The 22,384-nt window shown below is 66.9% G+C and carries 22 protein-coding genes; 2 read left to right on the top strand and 20 right to left on the bottom strand.

The window, feature by feature from the left end; translation table 11 throughout:
• Positions 1–10 precede the first annotated feature (10 nt).
• The 4 genes from R2910_09780 to R2910_09765 form a co-directional block, all read right to left on the bottom strand.
• On the bottom strand, positions 11–586 hold the full coding sequence (locus R2910_09780; GenBank protein ID MEZ4413260.1) for a gluconate 2-dehydrogenase subunit 3 family protein: 576 nt from the start codon (positions 584–586) through the stop codon (positions 11–13).
• The gene (locus R2910_09775; GenBank protein ID MEZ4413259.1) at positions 583–2,277 is read right to left on the bottom strand and encodes a GMC family oxidoreductase; all 1,695 of its coding nucleotides are present in this window, start codon (positions 2,275–2,277) and stop codon (positions 583–585) included. Before R2910_09775 ends, R2910_09780 begins: the two co-directional genes overlap by 4 nt.
• A gap of 138 nt (positions 2,278–2,415) precedes the next feature.
• Positions 2,416–4,251, bottom strand: a complete 1,836-nt coding sequence (locus R2910_09770; GenBank protein MEZ4413258.1) for a family 20 glycosylhydrolase — start codon at positions 4,249–4,251, stop codon at positions 2,416–2,418.
• Positions 4,252–4,398: 147 nt separating this feature from the next.
• Positions 4,399–7,083 (bottom strand): protein kinase, encoded by a 2,685-nt coding sequence (locus R2910_09765; GenBank protein MEZ4413257.1) that lies wholly within the window; start codon positions 7,081–7,083, stop codon positions 4,399–4,401.
• A gap of 81 nt (positions 7,084–7,164) precedes the next feature.
• Between R2910_09765 and R2910_09760 the strand changes: the two genes are divergently transcribed.
• The gene (locus tag R2910_09760; GenBank protein MEZ4413256.1) at positions 7,165–7,776 is read left to right on the top strand and encodes a hypothetical protein; all 612 of its coding nucleotides are present in this window, start codon (positions 7,165–7,167) and stop codon (positions 7,774–7,776) included.
• Between the two features lie 151 nt (positions 7,777–7,927).
• On the opposite strand, the gene R2910_09755 is transcribed toward R2910_09760, so the two are convergent.
• The 10 genes from R2910_09755 to R2910_09710 form a co-directional block, all read right to left on the bottom strand.
• On the bottom strand, positions 7,928–9,007 hold the full coding sequence (locus tag R2910_09755; protein ID MEZ4413255.1) for a hypothetical protein: 1,080 nt from the start codon (positions 9,005–9,007) through the stop codon (positions 7,928–7,930).
• A gap of 1 nt (position 9,008) precedes the next feature.
• A complete protein-coding gene (locus R2910_09750; protein MEZ4413254.1) occupies positions 9,009–9,848 on the bottom strand; it encodes a sugar phosphate isomerase/epimerase in 840 nt (279 codons plus the stop codon).
• A complete protein-coding gene (locus tag R2910_09745; GenBank protein MEZ4413253.1) occupies positions 9,845–10,150 on the bottom strand; it encodes a DUF962 domain-containing protein in 306 nt (101 codons plus the stop codon). The genes R2910_09750 and R2910_09745 overlap by 4 nt, the downstream gene beginning before the upstream one ends.
• Before the next feature lie 117 nt (positions 10,151–10,267).
• Complete coding sequence (locus tag R2910_09740) at positions 10,268–11,452, bottom strand: KamA family radical SAM protein (protein MEZ4413252.1); 1,185 nt, start codon at positions 11,450–11,452, stop codon at positions 10,268–10,270.
• A gap of 15 nt (positions 11,453–11,467) precedes the next feature.
• Positions 11,468–11,968 (bottom strand): GNAT family N-acetyltransferase, encoded by a 501-nt coding sequence (locus R2910_09735; GenBank protein MEZ4413251.1) that lies wholly within the window; start codon positions 11,966–11,968, stop codon positions 11,468–11,470.
• Positions 11,965–12,972 carry an ATP-grasp domain-containing protein gene (locus tag R2910_09730; GenBank protein MEZ4413250.1) on the bottom strand — a complete coding sequence of 336 codons (1,008 nt, stop codon included), beginning with the start codon at positions 12,970–12,972 and terminating at the stop codon, positions 11,965–11,967. Before R2910_09730 ends, R2910_09735 begins: the two co-directional genes overlap by 4 nt.
• Positions 12,969–14,075, bottom strand: coding sequence for a hypothetical protein (locus R2910_09725; protein MEZ4413249.1), 1,107 nt, complete (start codon positions 14,073–14,075; stop codon positions 12,969–12,971). Before R2910_09725 ends, R2910_09730 begins: the two co-directional genes overlap by 4 nt.
• Before the next feature lie 159 nt (positions 14,076–14,234).
• Entirely contained in the window at positions 14,235–14,723 is a 489-nt protein-coding gene (locus R2910_09720; protein ID MEZ4413248.1) for a dihydrofolate reductase, read from the bottom strand.
• Positions 14,720–15,514 (bottom strand): thymidylate synthase, encoded by a 795-nt coding sequence (locus tag R2910_09715; GenBank protein ID MEZ4413247.1) that lies wholly within the window; start codon positions 15,512–15,514, stop codon positions 14,720–14,722. The genes R2910_09720 and R2910_09715 overlap by 4 nt, the downstream gene beginning before the upstream one ends.
• Positions 15,511–17,118 (bottom strand): FAD-binding oxidoreductase, encoded by a 1,608-nt coding sequence (locus R2910_09710; protein ID MEZ4413246.1) that lies wholly within the window; start codon positions 17,116–17,118, stop codon positions 15,511–15,513. The genes R2910_09715 and R2910_09710 overlap by 4 nt, the downstream gene beginning before the upstream one ends.
• 70 nt (positions 17,119–17,188) lie before the next feature.
• On the opposite strand from R2910_09710, the gene R2910_09705 reads away from it, so the two are divergent.
• Positions 17,189–18,019 (top strand): DUF116 domain-containing protein, encoded by an 831-nt coding sequence (locus R2910_09705; protein MEZ4413245.1) that lies wholly within the window; start codon positions 17,189–17,191, stop codon positions 18,017–18,019.
• Between the two features lie 103 nt (positions 18,020–18,122).
• On the opposite strand, the gene R2910_09700 is transcribed toward R2910_09705, so the two are convergent.
• The 6 genes from R2910_09700 to R2910_09675 all read right to left on the bottom strand — a co-directional run.
• Positions 18,123–18,614 carry a hypothetical protein gene (locus tag R2910_09700; protein MEZ4413244.1) on the bottom strand — a complete coding sequence of 164 codons (492 nt, stop codon included), beginning with the start codon at positions 18,612–18,614 and terminating at the stop codon, positions 18,123–18,125.
• Positions 18,614–19,279: a DUF2231 domain-containing protein gene (locus tag R2910_09695; protein ID MEZ4413243.1), complete on the bottom strand. Its 666-nt coding sequence runs from the start codon at positions 19,277–19,279 to the stop codon at positions 18,614–18,616. Before R2910_09695 ends, R2910_09700 begins: the two co-directional genes overlap by 1 nt.
• Positions 19,280–19,306: 27 nt before the next feature.
• Positions 19,307–20,194: a 3-hydroxybutyryl-CoA dehydrogenase gene (locus R2910_09690; GenBank protein ID MEZ4413242.1), complete on the bottom strand. Its 888-nt coding sequence runs from the start codon at positions 20,192–20,194 to the stop codon at positions 19,307–19,309.
• Positions 20,195–20,210: 16 nt separating this feature from the next.
• Complete coding sequence (locus tag R2910_09685) at positions 20,211–21,035, bottom strand: hypothetical protein (protein MEZ4413241.1); 825 nt, start codon at positions 21,033–21,035, stop codon at positions 20,211–20,213.
• A gap of 6 nt (positions 21,036–21,041) precedes the next feature.
• Positions 21,042–21,884 (bottom strand): slipin family protein, encoded by an 843-nt coding sequence (locus R2910_09680; GenBank protein MEZ4413240.1) that lies wholly within the window; start codon positions 21,882–21,884, stop codon positions 21,042–21,044.
• A 10-nt stretch (positions 21,885–21,894) separates the two neighbouring features.
• Positions 21,895–22,384 (bottom strand): thiolase family protein (locus R2910_09675; protein MEZ4413239.1); only part of this gene is annotated, 490 nt, incomplete at its 5' end.

The raw sequence follows: 22,384 nt of genomic DNA, 5'->3' as shown, positions 1-22,384 counted from the left end.
TCCACTCCGATCAGGTGTAGCTGACGCCCAGCTTCTTGAGCTGGGGTTCAGGGCAGCCGTTCCAGACCTGCACGTACGTGTTGCCGAGGTACTTGATGTCCTCGACGCCGACCTTGCTCGACCAGTAGCCGGTGGCGGTCAGGTTCCGGAACTCGTTGAAGAAGGCGGCGGGCTCCTTGAACTCCTCGCCGGCCTTCTTCGGCCAGGCGATGTCGTCGAGAATCAGCTTCTGGTCGTGATCAGATGCTTTCACAAACGACGATTGGAATCGTTTCTGCGATTCGGTGTCCAGCCACGCCAGCCCGGTCCGCATCCGCTCCCGGTTGTCCATCTCCTCCGACATCACGAAGTCCATGAACTCGGGTACCCCGGCCTCGGTGGCACTGGGACCGCGATCGTCCGCCGGCAGCGTCAAGTCCGCCAGCACGGCGACGGTGGCGTATTCCTCCTTGGTGAAAAAGACCGGCACGTATGGGCTGGCACGATTAGCGGCCTTGCGGATGGTGTCGGGGCGGCAGCCGGCGGCGCCGGCGGCGAGGGCCATGCCCAGCAGGCCCAGCATGTCGCGGCGGGAAAGATCGGTCACAGGGCCCCCTGGCGGCGCTGCGCCGCGATGTACTCGGAGGTGCGCATCGACAGCGCGAGGATGGTCCAGGTGGGGTTCTTGTCTGCCTGCGACACGAACGGCCCGCCGTCGGCCACGAAGAGGTTCTTCACGTCGTGCGCCTGGCAGTTGGCGTTGACCACGGAGCTGCCGGGGTCGTTCCCCATCCGGACACAGCCGAGCTCATGGATGATCTGTCCGCCGGTCGCGATGCCGTAGCCCTGCTCTTTGGTGGGCATCGGACTGAACACCTCGCCCCCCATCTCGTCGATGAGCGCGCGGAAGGTCTCCTGCATGTGCTTGACCTGCTTGTACTCGTAGTCGCTCCACTTCCAGTGGAAGCGGAGTACGGGGATGCCCCACTGATCCTTGGTCTCGGGATCGATCTCGCAATACGAGTCGGCATTGGGGATCATTTCTCCCCGGCCGCTGAAACCGATGGTGGTGCCGTAGAGGCGCCGATAGGAATCCTTCAGCGCTTTTCCGTAGCCGCCGAACTCGGGGTAGTTCTGGATGCCACCCATGAAGCCGTAGGATGGCTGGCCGCGGCCGCCCCAGATTTCGATGTGATAGCCGCGAGGGAAGTCGAGCTTCTTGTTGTCGAGCCACCAGGGGCTGTAAAGGTGGCCGCCGCCCACGCCATCCTCGTTGTGCGGTATGCCGTTCTCCAGCTTGGGGATGAACCCCGCCACGTCGGTGCCGGTGGTGTCCGTGAGGTACTTGCCCACCACCCCGCTCGAGTTGGCCAGTCCGTGAGGAAAGGAGCTGCTCTTGGAATTGAGGAGGAGGCGCGCGCTCTCACAGGCACTGGCCGCCAGCACCACCACCTTGGCCCGGACATGCTTGTCAGTGTTGGTGGCCTTGTCCACGTAGGTGACGCCATCCGCGAGTCCGTTGGTGCCGACCGTCACCTCGCGCGCCATCGCGTTGGTGATCATGGTCAACTTCCCGGTGGCCATGGCCGGGGGGATCAGGACGTTGGTGGACGAGAAGTTGGAATTGGTGGCGCAGCCGCGATTGCATTGTCCGCAGTAGTGGCAGGCAGGGCGCTGACCCAGTGGCTGGGTGATGATCGAGAGCCGGGCGGGGATGCAGGTCACCTTGAGGTTGTCGCAGGCCTGCTTGACCAGCAGCTCATAGCAGCGGGGGCGGGGTGCCGGCATGAAATGGCCATCCGGCTCGTTCGGCAAGCCCTCTGCGCTACCGAAGATCCCGATCAGGTCATCCACCCGGTCATAGTAGGGCGCCAGGTCGTCGTAGCTGATGGGCCAGTCGTCGCCGAGGCCGTCGAGGCTCTTCCGCCGGAAATCGTTGGGACCGAAGCGGAGGGAAATCCGCCCCCAGTGATTGGTGCGGCCGCCCACCATGCGCGCCCGCCACCACCCGAACTTCGAGCCGGGGGCCACGGTGTATGGCTCCCCCTCGATGTCCCATCCACCGATGCAGGCGTCGAATTCGCCGAAGGGGCGCTCCCGGGTCCCCGCCCCGCGCTTCGGGGTGTTGAACGGCCAGGTGAGCATGGCGGAGTCGGTGGCGTTGTTCCACGGCCCGCCGGCCTCCAGCATCACGACGTCGGCACCCGCCTGCGTGAGCATGTAGGCCGCCATGCCGCCGCCGGCACCCGAGCCCACGATGCAGACATCGTACACCTTCGACTGGTCCTGTTGAGTCATCGGCGCGTCCGGAAGAGGAAGATTTCTGAAACTACAGCGCGAAGCGCGCACCGGCTAGCGGTGAGGAGCGCTGCCACGCCTCAACTCACCTCACCCCCTGACCCCCTCTCCATGATATGGAGAGGGGGAACGATTTTCCTATGGTCCTTTGGAAAAGCGGGCCTGACGCGGCGGGCTGGACGCGCCGCTCGGGAGGAAAACGACGGCGGTCACGACGGTCCCGGTGCCGTCCACCGTGAGCCTGAGTGGAGCGGTGTACTCGGCGGAACTCGTCGTGGGGGTAGTGCCATCCAGGGTGTAGCGGATCACACCGTTCGCCAGCGGACTCGTGAGAGTGACAACGGCGGTGCTGGTTGGCGTCGTCTGATTCTGCTCCAGCCCCACCACGCTGGGGACCCGGTAGTTCACACCCATGCGGTCGAGGGCGGCGAGCGCAGAGGGAAGCCGCGCGAGGAACCCTGACCAGTCCCGCGCCGAGGCGGGGCTCCAGGTCACTTCCGCCATGGCCAGCATCCGGGGAAAGGCCATGAACTCGAGCCGGTAAGGCGTGGCGATGTACTCGGTCCAGACGTTGCCCTGCGCACCGATGATGTGTGTGGCCTCGGCGGGTGTCAGCACCCCCGGTACCGGTTCGAACGAGTAGACCTTCTCGAGTGGCAGGTTGCCGCCGATCGAGAAGGGCTCGAGCGCCGGGTCGCCCTGCGCATAGTCGAAGTAGGCGTGGCTCGTGGGTGTCATGATCACGTCATGTCCCTGCTGCGCCGCCGCGATGCCGCCGCTCACCCCGCGCCAGCTCATGACAGTGGCGTCCGGGGCGAGCCCCCCTTCGAGGATCTCGTCCCAGCCGATCAGGCGTCGGCCGTGGGCGTTGAGGAATCGCTCGATCCGCTGCACGAACCAGCTCTGCAGGGCGTGCTCGTCGGCCAGCTGCTCCCGCTGGATAATGGACTGTGCCAGGTCGCTCGACTTCCACCGCGCTTTGGGCGCCTCGTCGCCGCCGATATGGATGTACGGACCCGGAAAGAGCGCCATCACCTCGGTCAGGACGCCCTCGAGGAAGGCGAAGGTGGCCTCGCTCGGGCAGAAGATGTCCTCCTCGACGCCCCACACCGTGCCGACTTCGAACGGCCCGGGCGTGCAGGCCAGTTCCGGATAGGAGGCGAGGGCGGCCTTGGCGTGGCCGGGCATCTCGATTTCGGGGATGATCGTGATGTGCCGGGCCGCGGCGTACGCCACGACCTGCCGGATCTCCTCCTGGGTATAGAAGCCGCAGTAGGGGACGCCGTCGCCGATGTAGGGATTGAAGTTCTTGTCCACGACAGTTTCACGGCGGCAGGCACCGACCTCGGTAAGCTTCGGGTACGCCTGGATCTGGATCCGCCACCCCTGGTCGTCGGTCAGGTGCCAGTGGAAGGTGTTGAACTTGTACCGGGAGAGGAGGTCGATGTACTGCTCCACGACCTCCACCGGAAAGAAGTGCCGCACCACGTCGAGATGCATGCCGCGGTAGGGGAAGCGCGGGGCGTCGGTGATCTCCACCCGCGGCACCGTACCCGGCTCCCCGGCATGGAGCAGTTGCCGGAATGTCTGCAGGCCGTGGAAGAGGCCGGCCTCGGTCGGGGCCTCGATGCTGACGCCGGTCGATTGGCTCGAGAGCCGATAGCCCTCAGCGCCCAGCGTCGAGTCGGGCACAACGATCTGGAGGGTCAGCCCGGCGGGCGGTGCGATGCCGGAGACGATCGTTGGCCGCCAGCCCAGCTCCTGCTCGAGCAGGTCGCCGGTGTAGGCGGCCAGCGTACTGAGATCCGTCCCATCCGGCGCCTCGAGCCGAATCCGGTGACGCAGTTCGGCGGTGCCGGTGTTCCGGACGATGTGTTTGGGATACGGGATGAGCGGAAGGGGGGCCTGGGCGGCCCCATCGGTCGCGAGCGCAATTGCCAGAAAGGCGACCAGGAGTGTCGTGCGAGTGGTCAATGAGAACTCCCGCTTGCATTTCCAAAGCAGTAGTTGAGTTTCCTGCCCCGCTGCCCCGCTGCCCCGCTGCCCCGCTGCCCCGCTGCCCCGCTGCCCCGCTGCCCCGCTGCCCCGCTGCCCCGCTGCCCCGCTGCCCCGCTGCCCCGCCTATTTCTCCTCCACCTCCGCCACCCAGATGTCGGCCTGATGCTCCCCCGCCACGAAATAGAAACGGCTCCCGTCGGTGTCGGACACGCCGCGGACGGTTCGTGTGTCGGAGCGGTCAAATGCGACGACTTTCCGAAGGGTCTTGGTGGCCAAATCGACCGCCCAATAGGCGGGCACGCCGACCGAGTCGGGAGAAAACAGGTACAGGGTCTTGCCATCGGGCCCCATGCGAGGCCAGTTGCCCTGGAACCAGGGCGGGGGCCGTAAGAGCGTGGTCGAGGCGCCGCCGCCGGAGGGGATGGAAACGAATTCACCCCCATTTGCGAATGGAAGGCCGAGATAGGCCGAGCGATCGTGCGTGACGCCACTGACGACTCCCATGCCCACCGGTGTGGGAGGGCCCCACGGCGCTGACCGCGACTGCCGCTTGATCTCGAACACGGTACCCGCTCGGGTATAGGCGAGGGTGTTGTTGTCCGGTCCCCAGACGGCGTACCAATCACTCAGCGTGTCGGAGGTGACCTGCGCCAGGCCGGTTCCGTCGGCGTTGATAGTGAACACGTCCCGGTTGCCGCTGCGAAACGAGTGAAACGCGATCTGTGATCCATCGGGCGACCAATCGGCGCTCAGGTCGTCGGCCGGGTCATCGGTCAATTGCCGCGGGGTGCCACCGTCGGAGGGGACGATGAACAGGTCGCCATTGCCGTTCAGGTCGGAGTCATACACCAGCCACTTGCCATCGGGGGAGAGCCGAAGGACCTCGCTGGTCTGGTTGCCTCGGGTGATCGGCACCGCCGAGCTTGCACTCACGCTTCCCGTGGCCGAAAGTCGGGCCATCCAGATGTTGAGGTCCCGAGTGTACTTCGAATAGGCCAGCCGTTTTCCGTCGGGAGAAAGGGCAAAGGTGTGGGCGTCGAGCCCGGTCGTGACCCGCCGCGGGGCGCCCTCCGCGCGTCCGCCCCGGCCGATTCGTTGCAGGTAGATGTCGCGCCCCCCGCCCCCACTCGACAGGTAGAGCAGGGCCTTTCCACCGGGCAACCACGCCGGGGAGAGGTTCAGGGTCGTCGAGTCGCTCACCATGACGGGGGTGCCGCCGGCGGCGGGCATCACAAACACCGTACTCGCCGCAAGGTTGCCGAAAGAAGTGCCACCGTAGACAAATTCCGAGTTTCCTCGAACCCCTGCAAGCCATTGGCCGTCGGGGGACCAGGCCAGGGAGTGGACATCCAACACCCGGGCCAGCAGGGTGAGTCCGCTCCCGTCAGCAGACATGACGAGCACGCTGTCGCCCTGTTCAAAGGCGATCTGTGATCCATCGGGTGACCACTTTGGTGCCCACGGAACTCCACCACCATACCTGACACTGTAGAGCCGGCGGATGTCGCCCCCGGTCGGTGGCATGGTAACGATGCTTGCCCCGGCATCATTGTACGAGGCAAACACCAGGCGCCGTCCGTCGGGAGACCAGTTTGGCGAGATTTGCACACCGGGAATGCTGTCCGTGATGTTGACTGCCCGTCCGCCATCAGTGGGCTGCAAGAAGATTTCCGGACCATTGTCGGCGGTGGCGGCGCCGACATAGGCCAGAAATTGCCCGTCAGGGGAAATAGCAGGCAGGATTTCCAGACCCTGCATGCTGGTGAGCCGGGAGGTTTTGGTCAGGGTGATCTCCGGGCCGCTTCCCCCCCTCCTGGCAAGCAACACTCCGACTGCCACCACTCCAATAACGGCAACCGCGACGAGCGGAGCCCACTTCCGGCTTGCCGTCGCCCTTGGGGCCACACCACTCACTGGCTGGGTATAGGTCGGGGTCATCCCGCCGCTGGGCGTGGCCAGCGGCTCCAAGGCCGTCACCAGTTCCTCGGCGCTCTGGAACCGGTCAGCCGGCCGCTTGGCCAGGCACTTCATCACGATGGCTTCCAGCGCTGGCGAAATCCCGGGACGGAGCCGTGAGATGGCCTCGGGTGCCTGCATCACGTGCGCGGCGAGCGTTTCCTGCGGGGTGCGTCCACTGAAGGGCGTGCGGCCGGTCAGGAGTTCGTACCCCAGCACGCCGAGCGCATAAATGTCCACCCGATGGTCGAGGTGCGGGTCGGCGGCCGCCTGCTCCGGGGCCATGTAGGCCGGGGTGCCGAGGGCCACGCCGGCGGTGGTGAGCTGTTGACGGCCGGTGGCCTCGCTCACCGCCTTGGCCACGCCGAAGTCGCTCACCAGCGCGTGGCGGCCCGAGAGGAGGATGTTTTCCGGCTTGATGTCGCGATGCGCCACGCCGCTGGCGTGCGCGTGCGCCAGCGCGTCCGCCACCTCGATGAGGATGCGAATGGCGTCGTGGACCGGCAGTTCGCCGGTGCGGGCCAGCCGGTCGCGGAGGGTCTCGCCGTCCACGAAGGGCATGGCATACCAGAGGAACGGCTCCGCGCCTGGCGCGGGGACTGCGGCACCGCTGTCGAAGAGCGGCAGGATGTGGGGATGCTGGAGGCGGGCCGCCACCTCGATTTCCCGGAAGAAACGATCGGGACCAAGCGAGGCGGCCAGTTCGGGCCGGAGCACCTTGACCGCCACCTGGCGGTGGTGCTTGAGGTCCTCTGCCAGGTAGACGGTCGCCATCCCGCCCTGACCGAGTTCGCGCTCGAGGCGATAATTGTCCGCCAGCGCGGCGGCGACCCGGTCGAATGGAGTGGTCATTGGCTCGTAAGATGGGGTGCGCCGGGACGGAACGGAAGCGGCAGGCTATCCTTCATGACGTCGCCATTCCACGGAGAATGCATGTCCCGTTCTTTGCTCGCGGTGCTGTGCCTGGCGGTCGCTGCTCCCCTGGCGGCCCAGTCCGGCATCGAGATCACGCCGACCATCGGGTACCGCTTTGGCGGCACGATCAACAATGATGACGGCCGGTTCTCCGCCAGCGACAACCTGGCGTGGGGAGCGACTTTCGGATACAGGGTGAAGGCCGACGGCCTGGTCGAGCTGGTCTACAGCCGGCAGCCCACCACCATGCGGTTCAACCCGGACACGAGTGCAAACTTCGTCGTCGGCGACGCCGCCATCGAGTACCTCCAGCTCGGCGGCGCACTCGAATTCGGCCACAACCCGAACACGAAGCCGTTCTTCGCCCTGACCCTCGGCGGGACGCACTACTCGCCCCAGAATCCCGACCTCGTCGGCGAGTGGGTCTTCTCCTGGGGCGCAGCCCTCGGCCTCAAGACCTACCTGAACCAGCATCTTGGCCTGCGCGCGCAGGCCCGACTCTGGATGAGTACCCTCAACTCGGACACCCAGTTCTGGTGCACACTGCCGGGTGGCTGCGTCATCCATGCGTCAAACGGGGTCTTCTTCACCCAGGGGGAACTGAGCGGCGGGGTGATCCTGGCGTTCTAGGGACGGCTGGAGATTGGCGGCCCGAAGGCCTGATTGCTCCGGAGGCACGTGAGTTCCGACTCACCAAGCCTCGATGCCGCATCGATGGGTCGTGAACTCCAGTGCCGGAGGAGCGATCGGGTCGAGGGACGCTGAGAGTTCAACGCTTGAGCTACGGGCCGAACACCGGCAGCGGCGGCGCGGCCCCTGACGCCGCCACCCAGTTCTTCCCGACCGCCGCGGCCACCGTGGCCGCAATCTGGGACTGTGTCAGGTCCGGCAGGTTGCGTCGGACGCCGAGCCCCGGAGTGTCCGGACCGAGCACCGCCACCCAGATGTATTCCGCCCCGTCCACATTCGCGCCGTGGTTGCGCCACGCCTTGAGCCCGCTCCCCCGTCCGTGGTCGGTGGTGATGATGAACGTCGTCTTGCCGGCGTATGCCGGCATGGCCTGCATCGTGATCCAGAGATCGCGGATGAAGCCGTCCACCCGGTGTGCCGCGGTCAGGTACTGGTCGTACCGCCCCTCGTGGGCCCACTCGTCCGTTTCGCCGTAGCCGATGTAGAGCGCCCGTGGTCGCTCCGCCTGAACGTAGTCCATGACCACCGCCTGCATGAAGGCGTCATAGGGCATCTCCTGCCAGACCCGGGTGGTGGTGGCATACAACGTGTCCAGCAGGATTCTGCTGGGGGTAGTATCTCCCGGAAACGGCTCGTCCCAGCCGGAGCGGACCCACATCGGAGCACGTTCCTGGTTGAAGATTGCCCCAAACACATCCCAGGTGCCGAAGGTCGCCACCTTGTCCGTGAACTCCGCTTGTCCCGCCAGCCACTCGAACACCGTCACGTTGGGATTGGGCCCGTAGTCGTTCCGGTCGATGCGGGGGTCAGGCTTGCCGGTCAGCATTTCGTTGTAGCCGGGATAGGAGAACTTGTACCCGTTGGTGACCGCCACCGTGCTTCCCAGGTCGCGATCGCCCAAGATCTGACCATCCCGTGCCACGACCCCCCACATGAACGGCATCAGGGCCCGGCGATTGGCCTCGGCGTCGCCAACGAGGAAGGTGCGGCGCAGGGCGGCGGTGTCTTCCACCCCTCCAAACTCAGCATTGTTGAGCGCCGGGTCGGCCCCGCCGAAGAGCTCCTGCCAGCGGAACCCGTCGGTGACGATGAGGACGACGCTCTGTTGCTGCGGGGTCTGGGCCGTGGCGGGAGCCGCCAGGACGAGGAACAGAAGGAGGCTTCGAATCATCCTATTCATTCTTGAACCGCAGTTGTCGGAGGTAGGCATAACTGGCGGCCGCCGAGGCCAGGGGGTCGGTGGCGTCGTCGTGCTCGACGAAGCTGTGGCGCACGCCGGCTTGTTTCGCATGGCCAAAGATGGCGGCCCAGTCTACTGATCCCGCACCGACATCGACCATCGTGCCGTCGGCCGTGCGCCCCTTGATGTGCAGGAGCGGGAACCGCCCCGGCCACGCGGCAAAATAGGTGAGCGGGTTCCCGCCGCCTTCCAGGACCCAGAATATGTCCATCTCGAAGCCGACCGTCGCGGGGTCCGACCCGCCGAGAAGGATGTCGTAGGGGACCTGGCCATTGATCGGGCTGAGTTCGCCGGCGTGGTTGTGGTAGGCGAACTTGAATCCTGCCTCGCGAGCCGCGGTCCCAAATCGGTTGAACCGTTCGGCCCACTGGCGGTAGTCATCGAGCGTCTTCCGCTGTTCAGCGTCGATCCAGGCCAGGACGAGATACTCGACACCCAGGGTCCGCGCGGCCGAGACGGTGGAATTCCACCCCGTCTCGAAGTCCTCGACGGCCAGGTGGGCGGCGGGTGCCGTGAGCCCGTTCTCCTGCAGCACGTTCCGCGTTTCGGCTGGGGTGGCGCCCCGATTCCAGGCGAATTCCACTTCCTGGTACCCGATGGCTGCCAGCCGTTCCAGCGTGCCGGCGAAGTCGGCATCCAGTGCCTGCCGCACGGTGTAGAGCTGGATGCCGATGCGCTTGAGCTTGTCATCGGGGGAGGGATGCATAGGCAGCATGGCGCCGAGGCCGGCGGCGCCGGACACCTGGATGAAGTTCCGGCGGGAAAGCCTCACGCCCGTCCCTGCAGCTTGGCCACCCACCAGCGGAGGCCGACGAAGAGAAACCGCCAGTCCTTGAAGAACTCCGGCGGCTTCCCTTCAAAGGCATGCCCGATGAACTGGAAGACCCACCCGACCACGAACAACGTGAGCGGGATCCGCCAGAATCCGGGCACCCAGAACTCCACGAGGAACAGCGGAATCGACGCCGCAATCAGCGGGATGCCGATGGTATGACAGATCCGGTTGATCGGGTTCTGGTGACTGGTCGCGTATTGCGCGATCCATTCGTCCCAGCTCTTGCCGCCCAGCGCCATGGGAGAGCCCCCGTAAAGGTCCCTGCAAGTGTTCAACAAGATTGGATTTGGGGCAAGTGGGGATAGAAAAACCGCCCGGCAATGGCCGGGCGGATCTTCTGCCTTCTGAACCGATGGTCAGGCCAGCTTGCGCTTCGGCACCTTGCTGGCTCGCTTGGTCCGCTTGGCCGGCTTCTTCAGCTGTAACGTCGGCTGGAAGAGGTATTCGGGATCGGTCCGGCGCCCCATCGCCGCCATGGCCTCCTCCTCGTTCGGCTGGCGGTACACGAACTGGTCGCCGCGGAAGTTGCGGAGCACCACCTCTTCGTCATTCATCGAGAGGACGTATTCCGGGAGCAGGGGGATCTTCCCGCCGCCGCCCGGGGCGTCAATGACGAACTGCGGGTTGGCGAGTCCGCTGGTCCAGCCGCGCAGCGCCTCCATGATCTGGATGCCGGTCTGGACGCTGGTCCGGAAGTGCTCCGCACCGGCCACCTGGTCGGCCATATAGATGTAGTAGGGCCGGACCCGGGCCAGCATGAGCCGGTGCATCAGCTGCTTCATGACTTCAGGGGTGTCGTTGACCCCGCGGAGAAGCACCGTCTGACAGCCAAGCGGGATGCCGGCATCGGCCAGCATGCCGAGCCCCTTCACCGCCGCCGGCGTCAGTTCGTCGGGGTGATTGAAGTGGGTGTTGATCCACACCGGGTGGTACTTCTTGATCGTGGCGCAGAGCTCGGGCGTGATCCGCTCCGGGAGGTGGCAGGGAACGCGGCTCCCGATCCGGATGATCTCGATGTGCTTGATGCTCCGCAGCCGGGACAGGATGGCGTCGAGCCGCCGGTCATTGAGAAGGAGCGGGTCGCCCCCCGACATGATGACGTCGCGGATTTCGGTGTGGCTTTCCAGGTACTGGAACGCCGACTCGAACTGAGACATCGGGATCTTCTCGGGGTCGCCCACCTTGCGCCGCCGGGTGCAGAACCGGCAGTAGCTGGCGCAGACCGGGCTGACCAGGAAGAGCGCCCGGTCGGGATAGCGGTGCGTGATATTCGGCACCGGGCTGTCCTCGTCCTCGTTCAGGGAGTCCACGATCCCGTCGTGGACCTCGAGCTCCTGGACGCTGGGGACGTATTGGCGCCAGATCGGGTCGTCGGGGGACTTGATCAGGTCCACCATCGCCGGCGAGATCCGGAACTCGAAATTCTCCGCGGCCAGCCGGAGGCGGTCAAGCTCGGGGAAATTCTCTGCGCCGAACCGGCTGGCGAGAGTATCGAGCGACGCGATCGAGTTCTTACGCAGGACTTCCTGCCAAGTCTCCATGCCAGTACCCCATCCCTAGGTTGTTGCGGGAACCTCGAAATACTTCACGAACGTCACCTGGTCGTCGCCCGGCGCGTAGAAGTCCGGGATCATGCCGACAGCCCGGTATCCGCGGGCCTCGTAGAAGGCGCGCGTCGGTGCATAGTCCACCCGGCCCGCCGTCTCGACCACTATGAGCCGCGCCACACCCGCGAGGCGCCGCTCCATCTCTTCTACCAGAAGCGTGCCGAGTCCGAGCCCGTGCTGCGCCGGGTCGACCGCCATCCAGTAGAGATCCCAGGTGGCCACGGTGCAGGGTGTCGGTCCCCAGCAGATCCATCCTGCCAGTTTGCCGTCCACCTCCACACCGAGCGCCGTGTAGTCCGGGCTTCCGGCCACCGCGGCGTCGAAGACCTCCAGCGCCACGGGGACCTCGTCGTCTCGAAAGAGCCCGACCGCCCGCGTGATTTCCTCGAGTCGGTCCCGGTCGGCGGTGGTCAGCCCCCGGAGTCGTCCCGCAACCGCCGCTCGCGTCACGAAGTGACTCGCCCCGAGAGGGCGCCCTCCGCGAGCGCGATCCGGCCCCGTTCCAACGCCTCATCGGCGATCTGGAGGACCAGCGCCGAGTAATCCCATCCGAACGCCCGACCCATGCGCGCCAGTCCGGCGTCGCTCGAGAGGTCGGGATCGGGATTCAGTTCAAGTACCCACGGCGTGCCGTCGGCATCGAGCCGCAGGTCCACTCGTCCATATCCCTCGCACTTTGCCAGAGCGCGCCACGCGCGTTCTGCAACAGTTACGAGCTTCTTCGCGGTTGCCTCGTCCACCTTGGCCGGACAGACCGGGATAGTGTGCAGGTCGTAGTCGCTCCCTGCATTCCACTTGGCGGCGTAGGTCACGATCGGCGGCTTGCCCTCGCCGAGCCCGGTGAAATCGATCTCGGAAATCGGCAGGGCGGTCGTCCCGACGAAGCCGACGTTGAATTCACGCCCTTCCACGTACTCCTGCACCAGGACGTCTTCCCAGGTGGCGGTCACCTTGGCGAGCCGCTCAAGGAGCGCCTCGGGCGTGCGACAGACGGAGCCTTCGTCGATGCCGACGCTCGCATCTTCCATCGACGGCTTGACGATGACCGGGAACCGCAGCCCCTCGGGCACCACCGGTTCATGCACCAGCGCAAAGCCCGGAACCGGGAGGCCCTCCTCCCGGAGCAGCGTATTCGCCACATGCTTCCGGTGGCAGATCGTGATCGGCCAGGAGCGGCACCCGGTAAACGGCACCCGGGTCAGTTCGAGCGCGGCCACCACGTAGTCCTCGAACCGCGCGTGGCCGTTGATCCCCTCGCAGAGATTGAACACCAGATCGGCCTTCTGACAGCGCTCCATCCAGCTGAGGTCGGCCAGGTACACCGGAATCATCTCGGTGGTGTGGCCGGCCGCCTTCAGGATTCCCTCGATCTCCCGGACATTGGAGAGGACGGCGGCCACATCGGCGGCGCTCCACTCGTCGCTTCCGCCATCATGGAGGACGGCAACCCTCACGCCGCTACCTCGGCCAGGAGCCGTCGACCACCGGTGATCCGCCGCCACGCGATGTCGGCCACCGTCTGGATCAGCTCGTCGTAGTCCAACCCGGCCGCGCGCGCCGCCTTGGGGAAGCAGGAGTTGTCGCGCGGATCGGGGAGGATGCCCGGCAGCGGGTTCAGTTCGACGACCATCGGGTTGCCGTCGGCATCGCAGCGGACGTCGATCCGGCACCAGTCCCGGCACCCGAGGGCGTGGTACGCCCCGAGGCAGGCCTCGCGGATGCGGCGGGCGAGCGATTCCGGGATCTGCGCCGGGCATTCGTAAATGTCGAGCGGATTGTCGAGGGTGTCCCAGAGCCACTTCGCCTCGTAGCCGTAGATGGGCGGGGCGCCCTCCGGGAGGTCGGCGTAGTTCATGGCCACGATGGGCAGGCACCGCGCCTCGGTGCCGTTGCCGAGCACGGCGACGGTGAACTCCGCCCCCGGTAGCCAGGCCTCGATCAGCACCGGCTGGCGATAGGTGGTCAGCAGGTGCTCGACCCGGCCGAGGAGCGCCGCGCGGTCATGGCAAAGGTTGTCGACGGTGATTCCCTTGCCCGATCCCTCGCAGGCCGGCTTGACGAACACCGGGAAGGGAAGGGTGCAGGTGGCGGCGTCGGCCACCGACTCGGCGATCCGGAACGGGGCGGTCGGGACGCCGCGGGCCACCATCGTCTCCTTGGCGCGTCCCTTGTGCAGGGCGAGACCGAGGGCGAGCGGATCGGAGGCGTGACAGGGGATGCCGTAGAACTCGCAGATGGCGGGGACGTGCCCCTCGCGGTTCGGGCCGTAGAGCCCTTCGGCAATGTTGAACACGAAATCGGGACGGGCGTCGGCGAGCTTCTGCGGGAAGGAAGCGTCCGCTTCGAGGCGAATCACCTGGCCCAGCGGCTGCAGCGCGCGCTCGATGGCGTCGATGGTGCCGGGCTCGTCCCATTCGGCGTAGAGATCGGGTTGATCGAGATCGGTGCGGAGGGCGCGGAGGGCGGTGTTCCGGTCAACAGGGGAGGCGAAGTCTCCCCCAGCAATCGCTGCGGCTTGGGGCTTCAGGTTGTAGGCGAGTCCGATACGAACTCCCAAACACTCCCCCTCGAAAACGTGGTCGTCGCGTCGCGGCGCGCTCGGTGCTTCGCGTTGTCGCGTACCAAGTTAAGAAAAAGGGGAGCGGAGCACAATAGATTTTTTGGATATTTGCAAACTTCGTTTTGCGGCGGGGATGCGGCGACGCGGCAAATCGGGTCAGCGACGGCGCTGGTAGACGCGGAATTCGGAGGAGTACTCGTTCTTGTCGTCCGCACCGCGCGGCTCGGTGGAGACCAGGGCCCACTCCTTTCCAACTGGGAGCGGAAAGTGTGCATCCCCCTCGGGGGTGGCGTGCACGAGGGTCAGGTAGATCTTCTCGGCAACCGGCATCGCCTGGCGGTAGATGTCGGCGCCGCCGATCACGAACACCTCTCCGGTCGGGCCCGCCTCGTTGAACGCCGCCTCGAGGCTCGGCACCCGGGTCGCGCCTTCGGGACGGAACTCCGGATTCCGGCTCACCACGATGTTCCGCCGCCCGGTCAGTCCCTTCCCGATCGAATCGAAGGTCTTCCGCCCCATGATGACGGTATGCCCCATGGTGAGCGTCTTGAACCGTCGGAGATCGGCGGAGAGCCGCCACGGCAGGGCGTTCTCCTTGCCGATCACCCCGTTCTCGGCGACGGCCACCACCAGGGCGATGCTCATACCGCCACCTTGCCGGGGATGTGTGGGTGCGGATCGTAGCCCAGCACCTCGAAGTCCTCGTACCCGAAGTCGAAGAGGGAGGTGACGGCGGGATTCAGCCGAATGGTGGGCAGCGGGCGTGGTGCGCGGGACAGCTGCAGGCGAGCTCCGTCCAGGTGGTTGGTATATAGGTGGGCGTCGCCGAAGGTGTGAATGAACTCCCCTGGCCGGTTTCCAGTCACCTGCGCCACCATCAGCGTGAGCAGCGCATAGGAAGCGATGTTGAATGGCACGCCGAGGAAGGCGTCGGCGCTCCGCTGGTAGAGCTGGCAGGAGAGCCGGCCGTCGGCTACGTAGAACTGGAAGAGCGCGTGGCAGGGCGCGAGCGCCATGTCGGGGATGTCGGCCACGTTCCAGGCGCTCACGATCAGCCGCCGGGAATCGGGATTCCGGCGGATCTCCTCCACCACCTGGGTGATCTGGTCGATGTGCCCGCCGCTGGGCGTGGGCCACGACCGCCACTGGCGGCCATAGACCGGGCCGAGCTCGCCAGCCGGGTCGGCCCAGTCGTCCCAGATGCTGACGCCGTGTTCTTGCAGGTAGCGAACATTCGTGTCGCCCCGCAGGAACCAGAGCAACTCGTACACGATCGACTTCATGTGGAGCTTCTTGGTGGTGACCAGCGGGAAGCCCTGGGTCAGGTCGAACCGCATCTGGTGACCGAACACGCTGAGCGTGCCGGTGCCTGTTCGGTCCGACTTGGCGGTGCCGCTGTCGAGAATGCGTGAGAGGAGATCGAGATAGGGCTTCATGGGGCCAGCTCCAGGCGCGCGCGCGCGTACCCGCCGGTGCGTTCGATGTCCCGCAGGGCGAATGCAATATCGTCGGGAATGGCAGTGGCGCCGGCACCGGCCTTGAGTCGGCTGATCGGCGCGCCTTCACCAGCGAGCTTGATCCCCGGGTTGAGGATCCCGGCGGGATCGAAGGCCGCCTTGATGGAACGGAAGAGCGCCACCAGCTCGGGTCCGAACACCGACTCCAGCGCTCCGGCCCGCAGGCGGCCGTCGCCATGTTCACCGCTCAGTGTACCGCCAAGGGCCGCCGTGCCGGTGGAGACTTCCTCGAGCACCGATGTCACGCCAGCCTCCCAGCCCTGCTTCGTTGTGTCGACCAGCAGGTTCACGTGGACGTTGCCGTCGCCGGCGTGGCCGAAGATCACCGCGCCCATGCCGTGGGCGTCGGTAACCCGGCGGACAAGTCGAACATAGTCCGCCAGGCGGGAAATGGGCACGGCGCCGTCCTCGATGACCTGCATTGAGCGCTGGGTGTCGGGAAGCCGGGCGAGGATCGGGCTCGCCGCGTGGCGGATGGCCCAGAGCTCCTCGGCATCCTCCGGTGTGATGGCGGTTTCGACCTCGCTGGTCCAGGCGCTCACGGCGCGGACGGCGTCGCCCACCACACCGCGCGCGGCGGTGTCGGTGGCCCGCTCGAACTCCACCAGCAGGATGGCATCCGCGCCGCGAACCAGGTCGGGGACCCGTCCCCCCTCGCGGGTCACGAGTTCGAGAAAGGTCCGGTCAAGCATCTCGAGCGCCGAGGGGCGGAGGGGACGGAGCGCCGCCACGACGTCGGCCAGGTCATCGAGAGACCGGAGCGCCATGCGGACACCAGCCGTCGCGCCCGGCAGCGGAGCGAGGCGACACTCGAGTCCGGTGATGAAGCCGAGCGTACCCTCGGAGCCGATGAGGAGGTCGAGCAGGTCGCCGGAATCGAGGACGGCGTCCACGGCGTAGCCGGAGGAGTTTTTCCGGACGCGCGGGAAGTGGGAGCGGATGACCGGTTCGGCGGCGGCGATCTGGATCCCGACTTCGGCCCACCGGGGAGGAAGTGCCGCGGTGTCGCCCCGCGTCCACCGGCGGATCTCCCCGTCGGAGCCGACCCACTCGACGGCGGTGATCCAGTTCCGGACACTTCCGACGTGGACCGCCGAGGCGCCGGCGGCGTTGGTGGCGGCCATGCCGCCGAGGGTGGCCCAGCGGCCGCTCGATGGCATAGGGGGAAAGCGGAGGCCATGTGGCCGGGCCGCGGCATCGAGTGCCCCGGCGGTAACGCCGGCGGACACCCATGCACTGCGGTTGGCCGGATCCACCTCCAGGCGAGTGGGGCCGAGCGCGGTAAGGTCGATGATGACACCGTCGCCCACATTGCCCCCGCCCATGGCACTGCCCGCGCCTCGTGCCACCAGCGGCGTGCGGCTCTCCATGGCCCAGCGGATCAATCGCTGCAGGTCGGGCACATCGGCGGGGACAGCCACGGCGGCAGGGACAATCCGGTAGATCCCCGCCCCTTCCGCGTAAGCGGCACGGGCACGGTCATCGGTCCGGAATTGGCCCTGCAGGCGGGGTCCCTTCAGCATGGGGGAAACGTAGGGCGGTGCACCGCGTCCGCCAAGCGAACCGTCGATTCGCCTGCTATCTTGGTGTCCCATGTCTGATACCGCGCGCCCCCAGCTGATCCGAATCGAAGTGGACCGCCGACTCGGCCACGAATGGGACGAGTGGGACGGCAATCCGCTGCCCAACCAGGGTAACTACGATTCGCCTCCCCATCTCTTCTTCTTGTGGTCGGCTGCCGGCCTTGCCGCGGCGCTTGGCATTGTCGCCGTTGGGCTGTACCTGCTTGGGCCCCGGATCGGGCTTCTGGTTCCGGGGGTGCCGACGTATCTCTGGATCGGGCTCGGCGTCGTGTCCGGGGTGTCGTGGCTCTGGTGGGGGCTGATTCTCCTGAGTTACGCGACCAACCGCGCCATCCTCCCCGCCAAGCTTGCCGAGCAGGGACCGTTCCTGCGGCTGATGAGCGTCACGTCGCGGGTGGCCGACAGGTTCGGCCGCCGCGACTGGGTCGAGAACGCCGCGGTGAAGGTCTACAATGCCCTCGCTTTGCGGCGCGCCAAGAAGGTGGGCCAGGGCGAACTCCTGCTGCTCATTCCGCGCTGCCTGTCCAAGCCCGCCATCGACGGCGTGCTGGCGCTGTCCGGCAAGTACGAGGTGCCGGTGTTCGTGGCCACCCGCGGACAGCTGGCGCGGCGGGTCATCAAGGAGCGCCGTCCCCGCGCCATCGTGGCGGTGGCCTGCGAACGGGATATGGTGAGCGGGTTGCACGACGTGGCGGGGCGGGTACCGGTCCTCGGCCTCACGATGACGCTCCCGGCGGGACCGTGCAAGGACGCGGGGCTCGACCTGGTGCAGCTGGAGGAGTGGGTGAAGGTGTTCGTTGAAGAGGTGGGGCAGGGAGGCAGGGAGGCAGGGAGGCAGTAAGGCTACCTTGCGCTCGCCGGCCGCCCCTTCGGAATGGTCTTCCCGGTCGTGCTGTCTCCCGGCGCCGCCCGGGCTGAGTCGCTGCGGACTGGCGGTGCAGGCGTCACGGGCTCATCCGCCCCCGGTACCGGATACCGCTTCGCCATGTCGGTGAGGACCGTGGCCACGCGAATCGCCACCGGATTGTCGGCCGGCGCCTGCCGGTCGAGGTCGCGCGGCGGAAGCGACGGGTTGGCGAGCGGTCGCACCGCCGTCTCCACCTTGATCGACCCCGCTCACTCCCATACGCATTCACCCACCCGCGTACCCGGACGATGCTGTCGCCAAGCACGCGGTCGTTCGTCGGCAGACCGGTGACCGCGCTGAACCACTCTGTCTCCAGGTAGCCGTCCTTCGGCTCGACCCGGCTGACCGGAATCGAATCCGACTTCAACTGTTCCGCCAGCACCGTCGTGGCCTTGGCCACGTCGAGATCCACCACCGCCTCGGCCGCGCCCTGCAGCGGGCCGAAACTGGGGCGTGTGGTGTAGGGCTGGCAGGCGAGCAGCAGCACCAGCACCAGAGGCGGGGCGGCAGGGCGGCGGGGCAGTTGCATCAATCCGTGTGAGCCGGAGTTCCCGGCGCATGTGTATGCGTCGGCTTGGCGGCGGCGGCAATGGTGTCGGTCACGGCCGTCGAGCTGTCCATCGTCGTCGGCATCCCAGCGTCATCGTGCTCCTCGCCGGGGGCGTGCTCATGCCCGCCTTCGCGATTCTGGATCTCGGCCTGCATCGCCTCGGTACTCATGCCAGCGGCGTGGTCGAAGACCATCTCGCCCCCCTCCATCCCGGTCGCGGTGAGGAAACCGAGCCCGACGACGCCGATGACCGCCAGCGCCCACCGCTCCTTCCGGAGCATCTTCGCATCCCGCAGCACCAGCCACACCGCGATCACGCCGAAGAATCCGAGCGTGATCCAGGCAAACCGCTCATGGGTCTCCATGATCTCGTGGATGGCTTGGCCGTGCTGGATGGCGTCCTCCGCCTGGAGTCCCGAGAACACCGCCGCGGCCGTGGTCAGCGCGCCGACCACGAGCGACCAGTACGCCGCGCTCCGCAGACTTTCCCGCTTGGTGAACAGATAGGCCAGCTGAAAGAACACGCCCACCACCAGGAGCGCCGGTGGAAAGTCGTTGATGACGGCGTGCAGGCGCGGCATGTCGTAGCCGAACAGGCCACTTGAGGCGACGGCGTCACCGTGAAGCAGGAGAGAGAGCAGCATGAGTCGAATGGGCTTTCGCTGTCTGGGTTAGAGCCCGAGATCCACCGGGACCGGCGGATTGGCGCTGTAGTCGTAGAAGCCCTTGCCGCTCTTCCGGCCGTAGAGCCCCGCCATCACCATCCGCTTGAGGAGCGGCGGCGGCGCGTAGCGGGTCTCCCGGTACTCCGTGAACATGATCTCGGCGATCTTGTACGTGGTGTCGTTGCCCACAAAGTCGAGCAGCGTCAGCGGGCCCATCGGATAGCCACAGCCAAGCTTCATGGCATTGTCGATGTCCACCGTGTTCGCGACCCCGTGCTCCAGCGCCCGGATGGCATCCAGCAGGTAGGGCACCAGCAGCAGGTTGACGATGAACCCGGAATTGTCCTTGGCGGCTACCGCCTCCTTGCCAAGGCTCTTGCCAAAATTGAGCGCCTTCTCGAAAGTGCCCGGCGAGGTGGTGACGGTCCGGACCACCTCGACCAGCTGCATCAGCGGGACGGGATTGAAGAAGTGCAGCCCTACGAACCGGTCAGCGCGCTTGGTGGCGGAGGCCATGGCCGCGATGGTCAGGCTCGACGTGTTGCTGGCAAAGATGGTGTGCGCCGGGCAGAGCTCGTCCAGCTGCTTCCAGAGGTCGTTCTTGAGCTCCAGGTCTTCGGTGACGGCCTCGATGATGATGTCACAGTCCTTCAGTGCGGTCACGTCCGTCACGTACGAGAGGCGACCGAGGGTGGCGTCGCGGTCGGCGGCGGGGAGCTTCCCCTTCTCGACGAACTTGTCGAGTGACTTGCCGATGCCGGCCTTCCCCTTGGCCATGACGGCGTCGGAGACGTCACGGACGACGGTGGTATAGCCGGCGGTGGCGGCCACCTGGGCGATGCCGCTGCCCATCAAGCCGCATCCGAGCACGCCGACCTTCTTGATTTCTGCCATGTTGGATTCCGGTGGTTCAGGGTTTGAGCGCTTTGCGCACTTCCTGCACGAGTGAGGTGATCATGCTGTTCCGCGGCGGTGGCAACTCGGGCGCCGGCCGGCTCCCCCGCCGCTCCAGCTGGTCTAGCGCGCGTTCGAGGCCGAGGCGGGTCCGCTCCACGACGCCGGCGTAAGGGCGCGTGGCGGCATACCCGGCGGCGAGCGCCGCGGGAAAGGGCAGGAGCAGCACCGGCGGGAAGACGCTCAGCACGCCGAGCACAATGGTGGCCGCTGCCCCTACCGAGGCAATGGCCGCCGCACCACCGATGAACGCACCGCGCGTCATCCGCAAGTCGGCACTCAGTTGCACGTGGGCGTACCCCGCCTCGAGCGGGGTAATGGTGGCCGCGACCGTCGCGGCCTTGCCGAGCATGGCGCGGGCGCCCCCGCTCAGGGCGGCGGCCGACATGCGGAGTGCCGCCTGGAAGCCGCTGGGCTGTTCCCACGAGATGCGCCCGCTCTGGTGTCGCTGCACCACCAGGTGCTCGCTCTGGTCCATCCAGGCGAGCAGCGCCTGCTCGTGCAGGTCGGCCGATCCCATCACGACCCGGTCGGCGGTGACCGCGGCCGCGCCGATGGCCCGGTCGAGCCAGCGCGACTCCAGCGGCGTCGCCCGCACCCGCTCTTCGATCATCGCCTGCTGGAGGTAGCGGGCGGGGATGCCCACGTCCCGGCCGAGGGCCAGCACCTGGTCCTCGGTCAGGGCGTCGGCGATCTCGTGCTCGCCGGTCTGCAGTTCGGCGGCCCGCCGGATGATCCGGTCGAGGGCGGCGCGGTCGATCCGCGCGGGAAGGTCGGCCATCGCGGCCTAGGTCGTTTCCTTCTTGACGCCCGACTCGATCCGGGGGAACCCCGCCATCACGTCGGCCCCGGGCAGCGACGGCTTCGAGCCGCCGGTCTCCGCGCGCTGCTCCGCCAGCTGCAGGAACGGCTTGATCAGGTCGATCGGGATCGGGAAGATGGTCGTCGAGTTGTTCTCGGCCGCGATCTCCGTGACGGTCTGCAGGTACCGGAGCTGGAGCGCGCTCGGCTCGGTGGCCAGCATGCGCGCCGCCTGGGCCAGCGTTTCCGAGGCCTGCAACTCGCCCTGCGCCGAGATGACCTTGGCGCGCCGCTCCCGCTCCGCCTCCGCCTGCCGCGCCATGGCCCGCTTCATCTGTTCCGGCAGGTCCACGTCCTTCACCTCGACCGCCGACACGTGAATGCCCCATTCATCGGTGCGTTCGTCGATGATCCGCTTGAGCACCGCGTTGATCTTCTCGCGGTCGCTGAGCAGCTCGTCGAGCTCCACCTCGCCGAGCACGGCGCGGAGCGTCGTCTGCGCCAGCTGGCTGGTGGCGTAGAGGTAGTCCTCGATCTCGATGACCGCGCGCTCGGGGTCCGCCACCTTCATGTAGAGCACCGCGTTCACCTTGACCGAGACGTTGTCCCGGGTGATGACGTCCTGCGGCGGGATGTCGAGCGCCATGATCCGGAGCGACACCCGCTTGATGGAGGTGAGCCCCGCCGGCAGGAAGAAGAGCCCCGGCCCCTTGGTGCCCCAATACTTGCCGAGGAGGAACGCCACCCCACGCTCGTATTGCTTCAGGACCCGCAGACTGGCAAAGGAATAGGCGACGACAAACGCCAGGGCCATCAGTGCGATCGGCATGTGTGTCCTCCTAGGCCGGGAAGGCTTCGACGATGACGGCGGCGCCCTGGCCCCCGCCGATGCAGGCGCTGCCAAGGCCGTAGCGCTTGCCGAGCTTCCGGAGCGCGTGCAGCAGGTGCAGCGAAATCCGCGTGCCGCTGGCGGCCAGCGGGTGGCCGATGGCGATGGCGCCGCCGTGGATGTTGGTTCGCGCGCGGTCGAGGCCGAGTTCCTTTTCCACCGCGACGTACTGCGCGCTGAACGCCTCGTTCACTTCCACCAGGTCCATCTGGTCGAGGGTGAGCCCCGCCTTGGCGAGCGCCTTCCGCGCCGCCGGGGCGGGGCCGATGCCCATGTACTTCGGCTCCACACCGGCGATGCCCCATGACACCAGCCGACCGATGGGCTTGAGCCCCTTGGCCGCCCCTTCACTGGCCAGCACCACCGCCGCGGCGCCGTCGCAGATGCCCGACGCGTTCCCGGCGGTGACTACCCCGTCCTTCTTGAAGTAGGGCGCCAGC

It is taken from the genome of Gemmatimonadales bacterium (assembly GCA_041390145.1).
In the GTDB taxonomy this organism is placed as follows: Bacteria; Gemmatimonadota; Gemmatimonadetes; order Gemmatimonadales; family GWC2-71-9; genus SPDF01.
This window is presented reverse-complemented; position numbering and strand designations above follow the sequence as displayed.